Source organism: Paenibacillus sp. CF384 (genome assembly GCF_900106745.1).
Classification (GTDB): Bacteria; Bacillota; Bacilli; order Paenibacillales; family Paenibacillaceae; genus Paenibacillus_Z.
In genome coordinates this window covers 169,057-189,435 of record NZ_FNNV01000006.1, presented here as the reverse complement: position 1 = coordinate 189,435, position 20,379 = coordinate 169,057, and the positions used below count along the sequence as shown (strand labels likewise).

Here is a 20,379-nt window from a genome sequence, read left to right as displayed (position 1 = left end):
TGCTCTACATAAGAGCGCAGGTATCCAAGAAACGCGAAGGGGGAACGCAAAATGAAGGAGATTTCAGCAGGTGGCGTCGTGTTCCGTAAGGTCGGCAATGAACTGCAGGTGCAGTTGATCCAAGACCGATATGGCAAGATATCGCTGCCTAAAGGCAAAATGGAACCGGGCGAAACCATTGAGCAAACAGCCCTTCGCGAAATCGTCGAAGAGACGGGGATGGAAGGCGTCATCGTCTCGCCGATTGATCAAATCAAATACAAATACAATCATGAGTCGAAAGGATTAGTGGACAAAGAAGTTCACTACTATCTCGTGGAAGCAGTTGGCGGTAAACTTCAAGCGCAAGTGGAGGAAATTCGCGGCGTGGAATGGTTTGAGCCGATGGAAGCATGGCGCAGGCAGAAGCAATCCGGCTACAACAACAATGATCGGATTCTAGCCGGAGCGCTGCGCCTGCTTGGTTTGAACGTACAGAGCGGCAGCTAAATCAAGTTGCCGACAGCTTCCTTAGACGCGGGAGATAGCAAATCGGCAGGGCAATTAACGAGCACAGCACATTAAAGATCGTCTGGGCATGGGCAATTTGGCCGGCAGGCGATGAAGTTAATGAAGCCGCTATGGAGCCGAGCTCGCCTGCGAATGGTGCAAACAAGACAGCTCCGCCGACGTTAAGCAGCACATGAGCCCAAGCGACGAAACGGCCGGATGGCGTTCCTCCAAGTGCTGCGAGTACGGCAGTAATGCATGTCCCGACGTTGGCGCCGAGGACAATCGCGATGCCGACGTCGAGCGGCATCGCGCCGGACTGAGCGAGTCCCATAACGATGCCGATAACGGCGGCGCTGCTGTGAACGGCAGCTGTTAGCACGACGCCTGCTGCAAGTCCCCACAGGACGCTCTCTTCCGCACGGCTCATGAAGCCTTGGAAGAAAGGCGTAGCTTGTACGGCAGGCGCAACGGACTGCATGAGCCCGATGCCCAGTAACAGTAATGCGAACCCTCCTGTCACGACGGTACCGTTGCGGAATGGCTTTAGGAAGCGGCTGACCTTCTGCCCTGTGCGCGTGCCGCTGCCAAGGCCAATCTCGCCGAAGAGGGCGGTCAAGAGCCAGATGACGAGCGACAGCTTGAGCAAGGGCCAGCCTAAACTGCCTAGATTAAGGCCGATCAGCTCGGTCGTCAAGCAGGTGCCGATATTGGTGCCTAGAATGATGCCGAGCGTGCGCGGGAAGGTGAGCACTCCAGCGTTGACCAATCCAATTGCAATTACAGTAACGGCTGTGCTGCTCTGCAGTACAGCCGTTGTTGCTGTCCCCACGAGCAAACCGTGAAGCGGCGTAGCAGTGGATTTGCGCAGCACATCCTGCAGACGGTGGCCGACAGAACGATGCATGGCAAGCTCCATCGCCCTCATGCCGAGCATGAAGACGATAAACCCTCCGAGCACGCGGGCTACGATCGTGATTAGCATGGCAGTACGCTCCTTTAACAAGAATAACGATACATATGCAATAGACCGGACGAGCATGACAAGTTCGGCCCAGGTCAGCTTACGGAAAAGGATGAGGATGAACATGGAACGCGTGAAGGCAAAGGCGATATTACAGCGTGACCGCAAGAAACGATTGGAGGCCGGGCACCCATGGGTGTTTGCAGGCGAAATAAACCGTATCGAAGGAGAGGCGACTCCCGGAGATCTGGTTGACCTCGTAACGCATCAAGGCAAGTATTTGGCAACGGGCTATTGGAACCCGAAATCCCAAATTACGGTTAGGGTAACGTCTTATAAACCGATCGAAGCGATGGACGAGGCGTTCTTCCGGGAACGTTTCATGCAGTGTGCACAACATCGGAGCCGGTTCGTGCAAGGGCATGATTGCCGGATGGTTTACGGCGAGGCTGATTTTCTGCCGGGACTTATCGTAGACCGTTTTGGAGATGTGCTTGTAGTACAACTGCTGACGCTTGGCATGGAGGTTCGTCGCGATGCGATTGTTGCGGCCTTAGTTGCTGTATTTGCACCTCAGGGCATTTACGAGCGCAGTGATGTATCCGTTCGTGAATTGGAAGGTATCGAACAGCGGACAGGCGTTCTGTATGGGGAGTGTCCGCGTATCGTTGATATATTGGAAAACGGCTTGAAGATGGAAGTAGATATCGTTGAAGGCCAGAAGACCGGCTACTTCTTCGATCAGCGCGAGAATAGAGCTTCTATTGCACCTCTGATGCTCGGCTGGGGAGCACGCAGCGGCATTCAATTGAAGCCTGCTGCAGATGGCGAACCATCCTCGGCTCCGTCAGACGATACCGGCACATTGGCGGCTTTGAGCGAAGAGAAGCTAGTCCCTGTCAATGCGAATGGCAAAGTAGTCACGTTCCCGTATTGGGATGGCGCTACAGTGCTCGAGTGTTTCGCCCACACGGGCAGCTTTACGCTTCATGCCTGCAAATACGGCGCCAAGAAAGTGACCTGCCTTGATGTATCCGAGCATGCGATTGAAACGGCACGCCGCAATGTCGTTCGTAACGGCTTCGAGGAGCGAGTGGAGTTTGTCGTAGCGGATGCGTTCGAATATCTTCGCAGACAAGTGAAGGGAATCGAAGAGCGCCAAGAGCGCGGCAGTGCGAAGGCAGTGGATACGTCCAAGAAGATGGGGGAAGCAGGCCGTAAATGGGATGTAGTCATTCTTGATCCACCGGCGTTCACGAAATCGAAGAACGCAATCGAAGGCGCAGTACGCGGCTACAAGGATATCAACCTTCACGGAATGAAGCTCGTGAATGAAGGCGGCTACCTGGTTACAGCCAGCTGCTCCTACCATATGCGTCCCGAGCTGTTCCTCGAGACGATCCAAGCGGCAGCCATCGATGCAGGGAAAACACTCCGTTTAATCGATTGGCGCGCAGCGGGCAAGGATCATCCCCAAATCGTCGGCGTTAACGAGGGGCATTACTTGAAGTTTGGCATATTCGAAGTGCGAAGCCGCTAGCAGCATTTGATATTCGTTTTTAACGCCCCCTTACTTAAGTGATCGCTTAAGTAAGGGGGCGTTTTTTTTTGCTGTTTCATCCACCCTGTTGGCGGCAAAAGTGCCTTCATGTACAATGGAGGCATCCAACCAACTCCTAATCGAAAGCAGAGTGAATGACAGCGATGCGAGCATCCCTTCGAACGAAGCTCATTATCGGATTTCTGGCGGTTACGGTTCCGCTCTTTGCGCTTCTGCTTTACAACAATCTCTACGCGATGAATGTCGTGCGTGATGAAGTAGGTCAATCCAATAAGAATCTGCTCTCGATGTACCGTAATGAAATTGATCGCACGCTCGTTGATGCTGAGAGCTACTTGTATAATTTCGTCGTGTTAAATGAGGATCTGCGCAAGTACGGTAAGGCGGAGCCTGGCAGCGCGGAGTATTTCTTCTCCAAAGTGCGCGTGCAGAACAAAATGATTCAAGACATGGTGAATTATCCGAATGTCAATTTAGTGTTCACGTATGGAAAGTCGGAAGACGAGCTGCTCAGCACTTCCTTTCGCGGGGGAGATGCGGCCAAGCTTGAATCCGTCATCAACGTGCTCAAAAGCTATATGGCCGGCGAGTCGGATGCTCATCTCCACGAGAAGTCGTGGAAGGTGATCAGACAAGGCGGAGAGCTTGCCATTGTGCGGCTCGTTCCGACGGATTACGGTCAAATTGTCGGCGTCTGGACCGATATCGACAAGCTTATGGTGCCGCTTAGCTATCTAGCGCTTGGTAAGCAGGGGCAGGCAATGTTCATCGCTAGCGATGGTACACCGCTGACAAAGGCGGCCGTAAGAGGTTTAGACGCTGCAGGTACTAAACTATCCCTTCCGAGTGAGAATGAGCGCTACCGAAGATTACATACAACAGATCAAACGGATTATTTGCTCGTTTCGACCGCTTCCCGGTTCGCGCCGCTGCATCTTGCCGTGCTCGTCCCGGAGAGTACGCTTCTGCAGCAGCTGCCATATTTTCAACGATTGTTTTTCATCATTCCGTTATTCGGTCTGGCTGTTCTGGTCATTTATTTGTTGTTATTGCAGCGTGCTCTGCTCAAGCCCATGTACGAACTTATCAAAGGGATGAGGCAAATTAAACGCGGTGATCTGGAAACGAGGCTGATGGCGGGGAGTACGAGAGAGTTCGGCATCATCAACGATACATTCAATGATATGGCATCCCAGGTGCATGATTTGAAGATCCATGTATACGAGGAACAGATTCGAACACAACGAGCGGAGCTCAAGCATCTGCAGGTTCAGATCAATCCCCATTTTCTGCTAAATGCCATCAATATCATTTATAACTTGGCGGAACTGAACAAAACCGATCTCATCAAGAAAATGTCAACGCATATCTCCAAATATTTCCGCTTCGTCACACGAACGAATTTAAACAGCGTTAGCGTGAACACAGAGTTTGAGCATTTGCACAGTTACCTTGAGATTCAACAGCTGCGATTTCCGCAATATCTGCGATTCGAGATCAACATTTCACCGGGCCTGGAGAAGGAAATGCTGCCGCCGCTCATCGTTCAGCCTTTTGTTGAGAATGCCATCGTACATGGATTTGAAATGGGGCCGGAGCATTTTATGATCCGTATCGCAGCCAAACCAGCCACTGACTCAGATGCTGCTTATTACGAGGTAACGATTAGCGATAACGGTGTTGGGATTGCGGATGATCAGATGGTTGAACTGCAGCGCGGTGATATCGATGCGGATTTCGAGGACGGTCACCTCGGCATCTGGAATGTGCGGCATCGGCTAAAGCTGCAATACGGTACTTCGGCTGAACTGATATTTGAACATGGAGAGCCGAAAGGCACCGTAGTAACGCTCCGTATTCCCTATTCGGCGATAGCGACATCGTCCACAGCATAAGGAAAGGAAGGCTATCATGTATAATCTACTGCTTGTTGATGACGAATGGTTTGCGATTGAAGGACTGAAGAGCGGAGTGGATTGGCAAGGACTCAAATTCGGCGCGATCTATGAGGCCCATAACGCCGAGCAAGCCAAGCTAATCTTGCAGCAAACGGCAATCGATGTCATGGTTTGCGATATTGAGATGCCGGGAGGCAACGGAATCAGTCTCATGGAGTGGGTAAAAGAGCAGCAGCTTACACTTGAGACGATCTTCCTTACTTGTCATGCCGATTTCAAATATGCACAGCGCGCCGTCCATTTAGGAAGCTTCGATTATTTGCTCAAGCCGGTTGATTATCGTGAACTGCAAGATACGGTGCACAATGCGCTGGAGAAGGTCGCTGCCGCCCATGACGCGAAGCAGCGCAGCGAAGCTTACGAGAAAGTATACAGCAAGTGGGAAATGAGCAAGAACGTGCTGTTTGAACGGTTTTGGCAGGATTTATTCTGGCAGCGGCTACTTCCGACTCCCGGTAACATTGAACGTGCATTAACGGAAAATCTGATGCCGTTATCGCCGGAAGCGCGTGTACTCCCGATCTTGATCGGGATCGAACATTGGGGCAAGCCGCTGAACACGAGAGAAGAGGAAATGATGGAGTTCGCGCTGCGAAATGCGGCGAGTGAGATGCTGCTTGGCGGTTTACCCGGTCAGGTGCTGCAAGACGGCAGCGGCGTTCAATTCGCGTTGTTCTTCGACGATCCAAGCAGCGGAAATCGCAAGCCGCAGTATGATGAAATCAAACGAAGCTGTACCAGTTATATCGACGCTTGCGCGGCTTATTTATATTGTCACTTATCTTGTTATATCGGAGACTGGGTTCCGCTAAGCGATGTCTCCCGGCTTTATAACGCGTTGATCCAAATGGAGCATCACAATGTCACGAGGTCGCAGTCCGTTCTATTCTTCAAAGAGCAGCCGCTTGAGGCGCGCGAGACAAGGCTTCCCGCATTGTTCCAATGGTCAGAACTGCTCGAGCATGGGAAGCGGGAGGAGCTGCTGCTTCTGGCGGATGATGTGTTCGCGGATCTGCGCAAGGATACGAATGTGACTAGTGAAACGCTCCGTGCCTTCTACCATGCCCTGCTGCAAACGATCTATTATGTTCTGCATAGGCGTGGCATTTCTGTCGTTACGGTATTCCCGGGCGGCGGCCTGCTGGACGAAGCGAGTGCAACGCGCTCACTCCATGCCCTTCAAGAACGGACCCAGAGCATGATCGAAACGGTGACCATGCATATGTCGCTGCTGGACACGGAATCCACGGTCGTCGATAAAGTGAAGCGTTATATTAACGATCATCTGTTCGATGATCTATCCCGAGAAGAGCTGGCTGCTTTTGCCCACATTAATTCCGCTTATTTATCTAGGCTCTTTAAGAAAGAGGCCGGAGTAAGCTTGACCGACTTTATCGTAGAGGAACGGATGAAGAAAGCGAAGGACATGCTGCTGTACTCCGAGGAGTCTGTCAGCAATATCGCAAAAGCGTTTCACTATACCAACTTTTCGCATTTCTCCAAGCTGTTTCGCAAATATTACGGCATGAATCCTCAGGAATACCGAAGACAGTTCACAGAGGAGTAAGAGAGTCTGCTAAGGAGCAATCCTTTAGCAGGCTTTTTTTTTACATTTTTTATTCAAATGTCACAATCGGTATTGAGGATGTCACCAATCGAGTAGGTCGATATAACGGAAGTGACTAGAATAAAGCTATAGTTCACAAGAGGTTTGGAGAGATGAAGGATGCAGACGGTGCCTCAATCAGCGAAGAGATTCTCATTATGGAAGGCGTTCGTAAAATACCGCGTTTTGATTATTATGACGATCCCGGGACTGCTCTATTTTCTGATTAATAACTATTTGCCGATGTTCGGAGTCATTATTGCGTTTAAGGAGCTCAGCTACACGAAGGGGATTCTGGGCAGTGATTGGGTGGGATTCAAAAACTTCGAATTTCTGTTCAAGACGGAGAGCGCCTACATTATTACGCGAAATACAGTTCTCTATAATACCGTGTTTATCTTTATCAATGTCGTTCTATCGGTGGCCGTAGCCATTCTGCTAAATGCGATTAAACGTAAGATTGTTTCTCGATTCTACCAGAGCGTTATCTTGCTTCCGTATTTGCTCTCGGCCGTTATTATCGGTTATCTCGTATTCAGCTTTCTGAGCGTCGAATACGGCTTCGTCAACAAGCTGATCCTGGAGCCGCTCGGGATGGATACGGTTTCGTGGTACAGCGAGCCGAAATATTGGCCGTACATTCTCATTATCGTCAATGCATGGAAGAGCGTCGGATACTTCAGCATCGTATACTTGGCGGCAATCGTCGGCATTGATTCGGAATATTACGAAGCAGCTACGCTTGATGGTGCAAGCAAGTGGCAGCAAGTGAAGTCCATTACGATCCCGCTCATCATGCCGGTCATTATGACGCTGACGCTGCTGCAAATCGGACGTATTTTCAACGCAGACTTTGGCTTGTTCTTCCAGGTTCCGATGAATTCCGGTGCATTGATGTCGACTACGGATGTCATCGACACTTATGTATACCGAGCTTTGCTCCAAATGGGCGACATCGGCATGGCTTCCGCTGCAGGATTGTATCAGTCCATACTAGGCTTCCTGCTCGTATTCGGCGTGAATGCGGTCGTTCGAAAAGTCAACAAAGAGAATGCATTATTTTAACGGGGCAAAGGGGCATATGAACATGAACGTTATCTCTACAGGGCGGAGCAAGCAGTGGATCATTCATCTTCTGTTTCTGCTGTATATCGCCGCCACGATCTTTCCGCTTCTGCTCGTGTTTATGGTTTCGATCACGGAGGAGAAATCGCTGCTTATTCACGGGTATTCGATTCTCCCGCATCAGATTGATTGGAGCGCCTATCGTTATCTCTTCCATGACTCCCAAACGATTGTGCGTGCTTATGGCGTTACCATTCTAGTGACAGTTGCGGGGACGATTGGTTCGCTGCTCATGACATCCTTGTTCGCTTATCCGTTATCCAGGCGGGACTTCCCGTTTCGAACGGCACTTACCTTCTACGTATTCTTTACGATGCTCTTTAACGGCGGTCTTGTGCCATGGTATCTCGTTTATACCAAGTATCTCAGCCTGGATAATACGCTGCTCGCCTTAATTATCCCGAATTTGCTGATGAGCGGCTTCAATATCCTCATCATGCGAACCTTCTTTATGAACACGATCCCACCGTCAATCATTGAGTCGGCTTCCATTGATGGCGCCGGGGAGCTGCGAATCTTCTGGCAAATCATCCTTAGACTATCGCTGCCTGTCATGTCCACAATTGGACTGTTCTGCACGCTGGCTTATTGGAACGACTGGTACAACAGTTTGATCTTCATCAGCGATTCTCACAATTACAGCATCCAATACTTGCTGAACAAGACACTGCTGGATATTCAAGTGCTGCTCAGTCAGACGGGCAATTCCGGGCAATCTCAATTGCTCGCGAATGCACCTACGGAGACGATTCGAATGGCGATGGCCATTATCGGGATCGGACCGATCATATTGGCTTATCCCTTCTTCCAGAAATACATCGTGCAAGGCTTAACGGTAGGCGCTGTGAAAGGCTAAGTCTGGAATGTTGCGTTCCAGTTTAGTATAAAGAAACTAACGGAGAAAATCGGGAGGTTAACGAAAATGAGAAAGCACGTCAACAGGTATCATCTTGTCCTTCTTCTTCTGCTTGTCTTTTCACTGGTTGCAGCAGGTTGCAGCTCATCCGGCAACAACAACAGCAATACGAATACGGCTGCGAACACGGAAAGCAAGAACAGCAACAATGGCAAGACAGAAAGCACAGAAGCGGCAGATGCCTCCAAGCAAGATCCGTACAATATCGTCATGGTGTTCCCGGGTCCTGAACCGAAGGATCAGAAGCTTGTTCTGGATGAAGTGAATAAGATTCTTACAGCCAAAATCAATGCGACGCTGGAGATCAAATCGATCGACTGGAGCGCATGGAGCGACAAAACGAATCTGATGTTCGCTTCCGATGAACCGTTCGATCTGATGTTCTCTGCAGGCTGGTTCGGTTTCACACAGCAGGTTGCGAAAGGGCAGTTTATTCCGCTGGATGACCTGGTCAACCAATATGGCCAAGATTTCTTGAAAACGATTGATCCGGCAATCGTCGATGCGGCTAAAGTGAACGGCAAGCTGTACGGCATGGTTGCGAATAAAGAGTTCGCTGCGGATAAAGGACTTATTCTGCGCAAGGATCTGGTCGACAAATACAAATTTGATCTGTCCACAGTGAAAGAACTGGCTGATATGGAGCCCATGTTCAAAACGATCAAAGAAAACGAGCCGGGCGTTACCCCATTCATTACGACGGGCGGGGCATCTCCATCGGCGATGATTTTGGATTACGGCTACTACGATATGCTTGGCGAAGGACCGGGCGAGCTGGTTCGTACCGGTTCAGATCTAAAGGTCATCAACAAAATCGAAGATCCTAAATATATGGAATATGCCAAGCTGATGCGCAAATGGTACGAAGCGGGCTATGTCAACAAAGACGCGGCAACGCTTCAAGATATCGGTAAAGCACTCGGTGCCGGCAAAGCTTTTGCCCAAACAGGCTCGTTCAAGCCGGGCTCTAATCTTGACAATTCCCGCACGCAAGGAACCGATCTGGTAGAAATTCAACTGGCAACGCCGTTTACAAGTACTACCGACGCGACAAGCGCTGTATTCGCGATCTCCAGAACTTCCAAGGATCCGGCACGCGCTATGCAGTTTGTTAACCTGCTCTACACGGACAAAGATATTATGAATCTGCTCATCAATGGTATTGAAGGCAAGCACTATGTGAAGAAGTCCGACAATGTAATTGATTTCCCTGCCGGCGTTGATGCAGGCAGCTCAGGCTATCCGCCAACCCGAAACTGGATGCTGGGCAATTTGCCGCTCGTCTATTTATGGGCAAGTGAAGATCCGCAGAAGTGGGAAGCCTATGCAGCTTACAACAAGAGTGCCGAGAAGTCTCGTGCGTTGGGTTTCGCTTTCAACGCTGAGCCGGTGAAAACAGAGATTGCCGCAACAAGCAACGTAGAGAAAGAGTTTAAGAATATCATCGTAACCGGCTCCGTAGATCCGGAGAAATACATCCCGGACTTTACTGCGAAGATGAAGGCGGCGGGAATGGACAAAATTATCGCGGAGAAGCAGAAGCAATTGGACGAATGGGCGAAAGCCAATCAATAAGGGTTAAGGATGGGGAGCACCATGAAAGAGATTAAGATCGGTATTATCGGACTTGGCGGCATGGCGAACGTGCATATGGAGTATATGGCCAAAATCGAAGGTGTCAGCGTTACGGCTGTATGCGATTCGAATGCAGATGCAGTAGAGCGTGCTGGGGCAAAGCTTGGCATTCCGGCTGAGAAACAGTATACGAGTTATGAAGCGATTATTGCTGACAGCGATGTGGATGCCGTATTGTCCATTACTCCGAATCAAGTTCATCATGCGATTGTAAAATGCTGCTTGCAGCACGGGAAGCCGTTCATGACGGAGAAGCCGTTTACAAGGACCTATTCGGAGGCGCTTGATCTGCTCCAGCAGTATGAAGAGAACCCGATTCAATCGATGGTAGGTTTCTCCTATCGGTATGTTCCTTCTTTCCGCTATGCCCGTGATTTGGTTCGTTCCGGCAAGCTGGGGACTGTACGTCATATCTTCGTGCAGTATTTGCAATCATGGGGTGTTGCGATGGTCGGCACTCCGATGAACTGGCGCTACCGCAGTGAATTAACCGGAACAGGAGCGCTTGGCGATCTTGGCTCCCATATGGTCGATGCCGCGCGGTTTATCGTTGGCGAGATTACGGAAGTGTCTGCTCAAATGAAAACATTCATCGTGAATCGTCCGGACCCGGCTACAGGTGAGGATGGCATCGTGGATGTGGATGATTTTACAGGCTTCTTGGCAACCTTGGACTGCGGCGCTGCAGGTGTGTTCCAAACCTCCCGCAATGCGTATGGCTCCGGCAATCAGCTGGAAGTGACGATCTATGGTGACCTTGGGACGATCTCGGTCAGCTGTGAGCGCGGTCAGGAATTGACTTGGATTCAGCCGCAAACGGATGCAGCAGACCCTACTGTGAGCGTTAGTGGCGTTCATAAAGTGCCAGCGCACTATCACATTACGCAGATGCAGGATTTCATCGATATGCTCCGTGGTCAGGTTCGAGAGGAGCTTCCTTCCTTGTTGGATGGTTACCGCAATCAAGAGGTACTTGAAGCGATTCAACAAGCGGCCGAGCAGAAGAGAACCATTGCTTCAGCGGATGTCCGCGAAGCAGCAATGGCAGCAGGAGGTATAAGCTAGTATGACGCAAGTTACAATATGGAATGAGTATCGCCATGAACGGACCAATCCGGCTGCATCCTCTATTTATCCACAGGGGATACATCAGGCAATTGCAAGCGGCTTGCAGATTCATGGGTTAAACACTCGCACTGCCACATTGGATGAGGCAGAACACGGACTAACCGAAGAAGTGCTGCAGAACACCGATGTGCTAATTTGGTGGGGACATATGGCACATGATGAAGTCCGTGACGACATCGTTGAACGCGTTCACGCAAGAGTGCTGGAAGGCATGGGGTTGATCGTACTTCACTCCGGCCACTATTCTAAAATATTCAAGAAGCTAATGGGCACAACTTGCGCACTCAAATGGCGGGAAGCCGATGAGAAAGAGCGACTATGGGTTGTTGACCCCGCGCACCCGATCGCAGCGGGCATTGGCGAGTATATTGAGCTGGAGCAGGAAGAAATGTACGGTGAACATTTCGATATTCCTGCACCGGATGAGCTTGTATTCGTGAGCTGGTTCCAAGGCGGCGAAATCTTCCGCAGCGGCTGCACCTATAAGCTCGGACAGGGGAAGATCTTCTACTTCAGGCCGGGACACGAGACATACCCTACTTATCACAATCAAGACGTAATCCGTGTCATCGCGAATGCGGTGAAGTGGTCAGCAGCAGGGAATGGCGCAGCACCAAATTATGGCCATGTGCCAGTACCGCTTGAAACGCTATAAGGGGAAAGTGCAGCGCATTGTCGCTGCACTTTTTTTGTTTTTGGGGGGAACACACCGCCGAGCGCCAACTACGTACCACCGACCGCCGTGCGCCAACCACCAACCACCAACCACAACCACCAACCACCAACCACCAACCACCAACCACCAACCACCAACCACCAACCACCAACCACTTACCGCCAATCCCAACCGCCAACCCCCGTACGCAAAAATTCTAACGAACCGTAGAGGTCTTATTCGCCTCAAAACAGCTCCTAAAAAACTATAACGAACCGTGGAGGTCTTATTTGGCTGTTGTATGCATGTAGGTACTGGGCCGATTTCCCGAAATAACGCCTCTGTGGTTCGTTAGAATCTCAGCACCGAGAAATCCGGTCAAATAACGCCTCTACGGTTCGTTAGATTATCGGACCCGAGTAATGAGAGCACAATGAACAATTTACCTTATTCGAAAACGAACAAATGTTTGTGTTTTGAGGTGAAACAAGCGGAGGCGTATGGTAGAATAGTAGAATCGAATAACGAGAAGAGGTTGGCGGATTATGACGCTCCGATTTGTAATTGGCCGGTCAGGGTCGGGCAAGACCCATTATTGTTTGGATCAGATTCGCAGCAACGTGCTGGCACAGCCGGACGGGCCGCCGATTGTCATCTTGGTGCCGGAGCAGGCAACCTTCCAAACGGAATATGCATTACTGAACCATGCAGAGCTTAATGGTTCTATTAGGGCGCAGGCACTCAGCTTCCGCCGTCTTTCGTTCCGGATTATGCAGGAGACAGGCGGTACTGCACTGGTTCCGATTAGCGAGAATGGCAAGAATATGCTGCTTTACAAAATCGTCCACCGCCTTGAGGAGCAGCTGCAGCTGTTTAAAGGCAGCGAGTCGCAGCATGGTTTCATCGAGCGTCTTGGTGAACTAATGACGGAGTGGAAGCGGTACGGGATCGGCACAGATGAGCTTTCCTCTTTCGTCGAAAGCCGCATGCCTCAGAAGGGCAGCTCGCTGCTTGGGAGAAAGCTTCACGATTTACAAATGATAGCCTCAGGTCTTGAACGGGAGCTGGATGGGCTCTATGTCGATGCCGAGGATTATTTAAGCTGGCTGGTTAAGGGGTATCATCTAGCACCTTCCATGGCGGATACAGAGATTTGGGTAGATGGCTTTCACGGCTTTACGCCCAAAGAATTCGACGCGCTCGGCACGTTGATGAAGTACTCCAAAGGGATGACTGTGACACTATGCCTGGACAAGCTTTACGAACAAAGCGAACAGCCGCATGAGCTGGATCTGTTCCGGCCGACTGCGGAGACTTATATGAAGCTTCGCGATTTGGCAATCGAGAACGGTGTGGAGATCGAAGAGCCGGTATTGCTGGGCGGAACGCCGTACAGATTCAAGGAGAATCCGATGCTTGCGCATTTGGAACGTTACTACGGCGGAAGGAAGCCGCTTCAACTAACGGAGTCTGAGCTGGTGCAAGGGGGCGTTTCGCTCCATGCGGCAGCCAATCGCCGTGCAGAAGTGGAGGCTGTCGCTCGCGATATTACGCGCCGAGTACGTGACGAAGAGCTGCGCTATCGGGATATGGCCGTTATGGTACGTAATGCGCCGGATTACAACGATTATATTAAAGCGGTATTTGCTGACTACGGCATCCCCTACTTCCTCGATCAGAAGAATGGCGCGCTTCATCATCCGTTCGTCGAGTTTATTCGTTCTGCGCTGGAGATCGCGACACATGGCTGGCGTTATGAAGCCGTATTCCGATGCATTAAATCAGAGCTTCTCATCCCGGAGGACGGCAGTATAACGCGGGAAACGTTTGATTTGCTGGAAAACTATGCACTGGCATCAGGCATGAACGGCAACAGATGGACGACACTCAGCCAGTGGAAGCCATTAATGCGCGATACGCTTGATGGCGATCCCGTGCAGGCAGGCGAGAATGAGCTGCGGGAATACGATGCCATTATGGCCGCAAGGGAAGCGGTTGTACCGATTCTGCGCAAATTCGGCAGAGAGATGAAGAAAGCCGGCAGCGTCAGACAAATGTGCGAGGCCATGTACAGACTGCTGGTTACGATTGAAGCGCCGGATCGGATGGAGCGCTGGAGCCGCAAAGCCATTGCGGAAGGCAATCCTCTTCGGGCGAGAGAGCATCGGCAGCTGTGGGACGGCGTGATGGATTTGCTCGATCAGCTGACCGAAATGACGGGAAGCGAAGCGATGCCGCTCGAGCTGTTCACGGGCATGGTGGAGACGGGGCTGGAGAGCTTGAAGCTTGCATCCGTACCGCCTTCGCTGGATCAAGTACTGGTCGGAAGCATGGATCGAACGCGCTCGGGCCAAATCACAATCTGTTATTTGCTTGGCGCCAATGACGGCGTCATGCCGCAGCGCATGCAAGAGGACGGCGTACTGACCGAGCAGGAACGCGAAACGTTGGAATACGGCGGACTTGTCATGGCACCGGGCGTGCGCCGCAAGCTGCTCGATGAGCGGTTCATGATCTACAATGCTCTTACGACACCGAGCGAGCATCTGTGGATAAGCTGGCCGCAATCGGATGAAGAAGGGAAGAGCTTGCTTCCTTCGGAAATTATCCGCCATATTAAAGGACTATTCCCCGGCATGGTGGAGAAGGGAATTGCAGGCGAGCCGGTTCCCGCCATGCCGGAATCCGAGCAGCAGTCGTTTATGGCACATCCGGAACGAACGCTGTCTTACCTGATTACACAATTGCGGCTATGGAAACATGGCGGCGAGATTGCTCCGCTATGGTGGGAAGCTTACAACTGGTTTGCCGTTCGGCCGCAGTGGCAGGACAAGCTGCAGCGTCTAGTATCTTCCCTGCAATATACCAATGAAGAAGTGACACTCTCTGCGGCAACCGCCGAGCAATTATATGGGACGCTCCTGCGAGGCAGCGTGTCGCGAATGGAACGCTTCGTGTCTTGTCCGTTTCAGCATTTTGTGATCCATGGACTGCGCCTTCGTGAGAGAGCCCTCTACAAACTAGCTGCGCCGGACATCGGACAGCTGTTCCATGCTGCTCTAAACCGGCTGACGGAATCGCTTGGCGACAGCTGGGCTTCGCTCACACCGGAGCAGCTGCGTGAAGCATCAACGGAAATCGTAAACGAGCTGGCGATGAGGCTGCAATCGCAAATTCTGTTCAGCAGCAACCGCCATCAATATGTAGCGCGCAAGCTGCGCGATATTATTAGCCAAGCTGCGGTTATTCTGGGCGAGCATGCAAGGCGAGCACAGTTTAAACCGGTTGGACTTGAGATTGGCTTCGGGCCGCAAGGTCCTCTGCCGCCGGTTACGATTCCGCTGTCTAATGGAAAAATGCTGGAGATGGTCGGTCGAATTGACCGCGTTGACGCCGCGCAGACAACAGATGGGTTGCTGCTGCGTGTGATCGACTACAAGTCTAGCGCGAAACAGCTTCGCTTAGAGGAAGTTGCCTATGGCATGGCGCTGCAAATGCTAACCTACCTGGATGTTCTGTTAACGCATGCGCCGGAATGGCTTGGACAGCCTGCGAAAGCAGCGGGAGCGTTGTATTTCCACGTGCATAATCCGATGCTTTCTACCTCCAACGGAATGCCGCCTGCGAAGGCTCGCACGGAAATATTGAAGCGGTTCAAGCTTAAAGGACTCGTTCTGGCAGATGAAGAAACGGTCCGAATGATGGACGGTGCACTTTCGACGGGATATTCCGAGCTATTGCCGCTTGCGCTGAAGCGTGACGGTGGTTTCTATAGCAGTTCTTCGGTCGTATCCGATGAGCAATGGGGAACGCTGCGTCGTTCGGTAAGAGGAACACTTCGCCGAATCGGAGATCGGATCGCTGGTGGAGATGTTTCCATTACCCCGTATCGACTGGGCAATAAGACACCATGTCAATTTTGCGCGTATAAGCCGGTGTGTCATTTTGACCCCTTGGTAGAAGGCAACTGCTATACAAGGCTGAACAAGCCGGGTAAAGATGAAGTTTGGGAGCTGCTCGCGAGCGGCGAGGATACAGACGACAACAGCGATGTACAAGAGGATACAGGGAAGGAGCAAGAGTAATGACGACTACGTTAACCGAGAGTACGACCATTCCGCCAAAGCCGATCGGAAGCACATGGACGGATGATCAGTGGAGAGCTATCGTGACAGGCGGCAGCAACATTCTGGTAGCTGCGGCTGCCGGCTCAGGTAAAACAGCGGTTCTGGTCGAGCGGATTATCCGCAAAATATCGGCAGACACCGATGTCGATCGGCTGCTTGTCGCTACCTTTACGAAAGCGGCGGCCGCAGAGATGAAAGAGCGTATTCGGATCGCGCTTGAGAAAGAGCTGGATCGACATCCGGGCTCTGATCATCTGCGCCGTCAACTGGCCTTAATGGGGCGTGCCTCGATTACGACGCTGCATTCCTTCTGCCTTGATGTCATACGTCGCTACTATTCGCTCATCGGGCTCGATCCCGGATTTCGCATCGCTAATGAGACAGAAGCGGAGCTGCTTCGCATTGACGTGCTTGATGCCCTATTCGAGGAGCGTTATGGAGAGCCGGAATCGGAGGAAGGACAGGCGTTCCTTCAACTGGTAGACAAGTTTGGCGGGGAACGCGGCGATGAGCCGCTTTACGCGCTAGTTATGAAGCTCTATCACTTCTCGCAGAGTCATCCCTGGCCGAAGGTATGGCTGGAAGAGACTGCGAATGCGTTCCAAGTTCGAGATGCGGAAGAGCTCAGTCAAACCGAATGGGTGGCGAGCTTGACGGATGCCGTATCCTTGTCCCTGCAAGGCGCAGTCAGCCTACTCGAACAAGCGGAAGCTCTCACCTACCAGCCGGGAGGTCCTGATGCTTATGGCGAGACATTCCGAGATGATCTAGTGCTTGTTCGCTCCCTTCTTCAGCGCGTTGAAAGTCAGCCATGGACGACATGGCATGAAGGGTTCACCACTGCAAGCTTCGGGAAGCTGAAGAGCCAGCGCGGAGATGCATGTGATAAAGCGCTGCAGGAGCAGGTCAAAGATTTGCGCGACCGGGCCAAAACGATTATCGCCGATTTAACAGAAGAGCTGTTTACCCGTACGCCGGAGGAGTTTGCAGCGGAGCTCGCCGAAATGGCACCGCTCATGAAGACGCTGGCTTCGCTGGCTGATCAGTTCGGCAGCCGGTTCGAAGCGGCGAAGCTGGAGAAAGGTCTGATCGATTTCGGTGATATGGAACATTATTGCCTACGCATTTTGCGGGACAGTGAATCCACCGCTGAAGCGTTAGTGCCATCAGCCGCTGCTATAGAGTATCAACAGCAGTTTCAAGAGATTTTGCTTGATGAATATCAAGATACGAATATGGTTCAGGAAGCGATCGTATCGCTGATCTCGCGTTCAGGCAGAGGGAACCGATTCATGGTTGGCGACGTGAAACAGAGCATCTATCGATTCCGCTTGGCGGAACCGGGATTGTTTCTACGTAAATATAAGAGTTATCACATGGCTGGTGAAGTGGACGCTGCAGCTTCGGAGATTGTACCGGACGAGCAAGGCAGCGGAGAGTTTGGCGTTCGGATCGATTTGGCGAGGAATTTCCGCAGTCGGCAGGAAGTCGTCGATGGCGTTAACAATGTGTTTCGCGCCATCATGCGCGAGAAAGCAGCGGAAATGGACTACGATGCACGTGCAGAGCTCGTGTGCGGCGCAACGTATCCGTCATCAAGCGAAGGCGGCCCTGCGGAGCGCTATTCGGTAGAGCTTGCCGTACTGGACCGTGGCAAAGGGGAAGCGGCAGATCATTCTACTGAAGCGCAAGAAGAAACAGAATCGGATGGCGAAGGAATGTCGCAGGCTGAATCTGCGGAAGATTTGCAAACCGTGCAGCTTGAGGCGCGCTATATTGCAAGTCAGATTGTTCGGCTGAAAGGCATGCAGGCAGATGCCGCAAACGCGGAGCCGTTCGAGGTGTACGACGGCAAGAAGGGGCGTAAGCGCCCGCTTGCTTGGCGAGACATCGTTATTTTGCTGCGGGCAGATAAGCAATGGGCGCCGGTAATTATAGAGGAGCTCCAACATCATGGCATTCCTGCCTATGCAGAGCTCAGTAGCGGTTACTTTGAGGCGACAGAAGTCGAGACGATGCTCTCGCTTCTGCGCGTCATAGACAATCCTTATCAAGATATTCCGCTTGCAGGCACGCTTCGTTCGCCGCTTGTTGGGCTGACGGGGGAAGAGCTAGCTCTTATTCGAATTGCTGCGGGACGCGTTTCTTATTTTGAAGCGGTCAGAAATGCAGCGGATGATTCTGCAATACCGGAAGATACGCAGCGGAAGCTGCAAAACTTCCTGGTAACGCTTGAAGTGTGGCGTGGAGAGGCTAGACAGGGATCGCTTGCTGACTTACTATGGCGTATCTATCGCGAGACTGGCTATTACGACTTGGCAGGCGGCATGACAGGCGGCCTTCAGCGACAAGCGAATTTGCGCGCGCTTCACGACCGGGCAAGGCAGTATGAAGCGACAACGCTCAGAGGATTGTTCCGCTTCCTCCGATTTATTGATCGGATGCGCGAGAGCGGCGGTGACCTCGGAACAGCAAGAGCGCTCGGGGAGCAAGAAGATGTCGTGCGCATTATGTCGATTCACAAGAGTAAAGGGCTGGAGTTTCCGGTCGTCTTCGCTGCGGGTCTAGGCAAACAGTTCAACAAACGTGATCTTAGCAGTCCGTTCCTCATGCACAAACAGCTTGGCTTCGGGCCGCGTTATGTGGATACGGAGCTCAGAGTCAGTTATCCGACATTGCCGCAGCTGGCGATTAAACAGCGTCTGGCGATGGAAACGCTGGCGGAAGAGATGCGGATTCTGTATGTAGCCTTGACACGGCCAAAGGAGAAAATGTTCCTCGTCGGAACCGTCGCAGACGCAGCTAAGCAGCTGCAACGCTGGGAATCAGCGCTGGATGCGGACGGCGGATTAGCGGATTTCCGTATCGCCGGGGCGTCGAGGTTTCTGGATTGGCTTGGACCGCTCGCAATGGGAGCGGGAATTCCAACGGTTATGGTGAGCGAGACGGATGAAACGATGGTGGTATCCGAGGGGACAGAAGTAGGCGAAGGCGACGCGAGGGCAGAAGGTACGGAAGATTTCGATACCTCGGGAGCTATGCATGAATCGGAGGATGCAAGGACAACTGATAGAGCTGCAGAAGATGATACAAAGGTCATCTCCTTCCGCGATTGGCGGACCGCTGTCGTTCCGGCTTCGGTGCTCGGGCTTGAAGCAGCAGCCGGTACAGTGGAAGAAAGCGAAGAGGCAGCAGCATTCGCTGTGCGGATGCAGGCTGTCCAGGAGCTTGTTCCACTGCCAGAGTCGCCGGAGGCGGCGGCTGAGATTGATCGACGATTAAGCTGGCAGTATCCCTATACTGCGGCTACGATGACGGCAGCCAAAACATCCGTAACCGAGATGAAACGGCTTCATGCCGAAGCCGGCATGGACGAAGCAGCTTTCTTATTGCCGGAGCTGTCGGGAGATGATGGCTTGGCTGGCTGGGGATCTGCGGGAGAAGCAGTTGTTCATGAAGGGGCGTCTGAGGTTGAGTCGGTCCAATCATCACTTGCAGGCGTGGGGATTGAGGAGCAGGTCGAGTTTCTTTTTGACGAGGAAACGGAAAGTTTGGTTCATGAAGAGCCGAAGGCAAGGCGTCAAGTAGAAGAGACGTTAGATAAGGGACAGGAATCCGGTCATAGTGATTATACCTTCCGATTGCGCCGTCCGAAGTTCATGGAGGAAACGGCTTTAACGCCAGCCGAACGGGGGATGGTCAGCCATCTTGTCATGCAGCATATTCAACTGGCGGATGAAATATCGGAAGAGACGGTGCGTGGAACGGTCGCAAGTCTCCGTGAGCGCAATATGTTGTCTGCTCAGCAGGCGGCGGCTGTGGATATTACGGGTTCGGCGGCATTTTTTCAAAGCGATGTCGGCCTTAGACTGCTCCGGGCGCAGTGGGTGCGACGCGAGACGCCGTTTAGCTGCACGTTTCCTGCGGATCGTGTATATCCGAATGCATCGCATGTGCTGAGTGACGAACCGATCCTCATTCAAGGGGTTATCGACTGCTTGTTTCAAGATGAAGAAGGCAGACTTGTGCTGCTCGATTATAAGACAGACCGAATTACGATGAAACGATGGACGGAAGCGGCGGAGCGTCACCGTTTCCAGCTGACGCTGTATGCGGAAGCGATTCAGTCTATTATCGGACGCAAGATTGATGAATGTTACGTGTTCTTCTTCGATGGGGGAGAAGCGGTTAAATTGTTTTAAACAGAAGGGACGG

The 20,379-nt window shown here is 51.9% G+C and carries 12 protein-coding genes; 11 read left to right on the top strand and 1 reads right to left on the bottom strand.

Translation table 11 applies throughout. From position 1 onward, the window contains the following. The first annotated feature begins 51 nt into the window (after positions 1–51). Positions 52–489, top strand: coding sequence for an NUDIX hydrolase (locus BLW29_RS12710; RefSeq protein WP_090979977.1), 438 nt, complete (start codon positions 52–54; stop codon positions 487–489). A gap of 1 nt (position 490) precedes the next feature. Here the strand turns inward: BLW29_RS12710 and BLW29_RS12705 are convergent, their stop codons facing one another. Next, entirely contained in the window at positions 491–1,474 is a 984-nt protein-coding gene (locus BLW29_RS12705) for a Na/Pi cotransporter family protein (protein ID WP_090979975.1), read from the bottom strand. Between the two features lie 103 nt (positions 1,475–1,577). Here BLW29_RS12705 and BLW29_RS12700 point away from each other — a divergent pair, with 103 nt between their 5' ends. The 10 genes from BLW29_RS12700 to addA all read left to right on the top strand — a co-directional run bounded on the left by BLW29_RS12700 (position 1,578) and on the right by addA (position 20,366). Then, positions 1,578–2,993 carry a class I SAM-dependent rRNA methyltransferase gene (locus BLW29_RS12700; protein ID WP_090979973.1) on the top strand — a complete coding sequence of 472 codons (1,416 nt, stop codon included), beginning with the start codon at positions 1,578–1,580 and terminating at the stop codon, positions 2,991–2,993. Between the two features lie 155 nt (positions 2,994–3,148). Beyond that, positions 3,149–4,909 carry a sensor histidine kinase gene (locus BLW29_RS12695; protein WP_090979971.1) on the top strand — a complete coding sequence of 587 codons (1,761 nt, stop codon included), beginning with the start codon at positions 3,149–3,151 and terminating at the stop codon, positions 4,907–4,909. A 16-nt stretch (positions 4,910–4,925) separates the two neighbouring features. After that, positions 4,926–6,539 (top strand): response regulator transcription factor, encoded by a 1,614-nt coding sequence (locus tag BLW29_RS12690; protein ID WP_090979970.1) that lies wholly within the window; start codon positions 4,926–4,928, stop codon positions 6,537–6,539. A 159-nt stretch (positions 6,540–6,698) separates the two neighbouring features. Beyond that, positions 6,699–7,643: an ABC transporter permease gene (locus BLW29_RS12685; protein WP_256208578.1), complete on the top strand. Its 945-nt coding sequence runs from the start codon at positions 6,699–6,701 to the stop codon at positions 7,641–7,643. Between the two features lie 22 nt (positions 7,644–7,665). After that, entirely contained in the window at positions 7,666–8,559 is an 894-nt protein-coding gene (locus tag BLW29_RS12680) for a carbohydrate ABC transporter permease (protein ID WP_090979968.1), read from the top strand. Between the two features lie 66 nt (positions 8,560–8,625). Next, on the top strand, positions 8,626–10,194 hold the full coding sequence (locus BLW29_RS12675; protein WP_090979966.1) for an ABC transporter substrate-binding protein: 1,569 nt from the start codon (positions 8,626–8,628) through the stop codon (positions 10,192–10,194). Positions 10,195–10,215: 21 nt separating this feature from the next. Continuing rightward, on the top strand, positions 10,216–11,319 hold the full coding sequence (locus tag BLW29_RS12670) for a Gfo/Idh/MocA family protein (RefSeq protein ID WP_090979963.1): 1,104 nt from the start codon (positions 10,216–10,218) through the stop codon (positions 11,317–11,319). Between the two features lies 1 nt (position 11,320). Next, positions 11,321–12,037, top strand: a complete 717-nt coding sequence (locus tag BLW29_RS12665) for a ThuA domain-containing protein (RefSeq protein WP_090979961.1) — start codon at positions 11,321–11,323, stop codon at positions 12,035–12,037. Between the two features lie 545 nt (positions 12,038–12,582). After that, positions 12,583–16,122: a helicase-exonuclease AddAB subunit AddB gene (addB, locus tag BLW29_RS12655; protein ID WP_090979957.1), complete on the top strand. Its 3,540-nt coding sequence runs from the start codon at positions 12,583–12,585 to the stop codon at positions 16,120–16,122. Beyond that, positions 16,122–20,366 (top strand): helicase-exonuclease AddAB subunit AddA, encoded by a 4,245-nt coding sequence (gene addA, locus BLW29_RS12650; RefSeq protein ID WP_090979955.1) that lies wholly within the window; start codon positions 16,122–16,124, stop codon positions 20,364–20,366. Before addB ends, addA begins: the two co-directional genes overlap by 1 nt. The last annotated feature ends 13 nt before the right edge of the window (positions 20,367–20,379 follow it).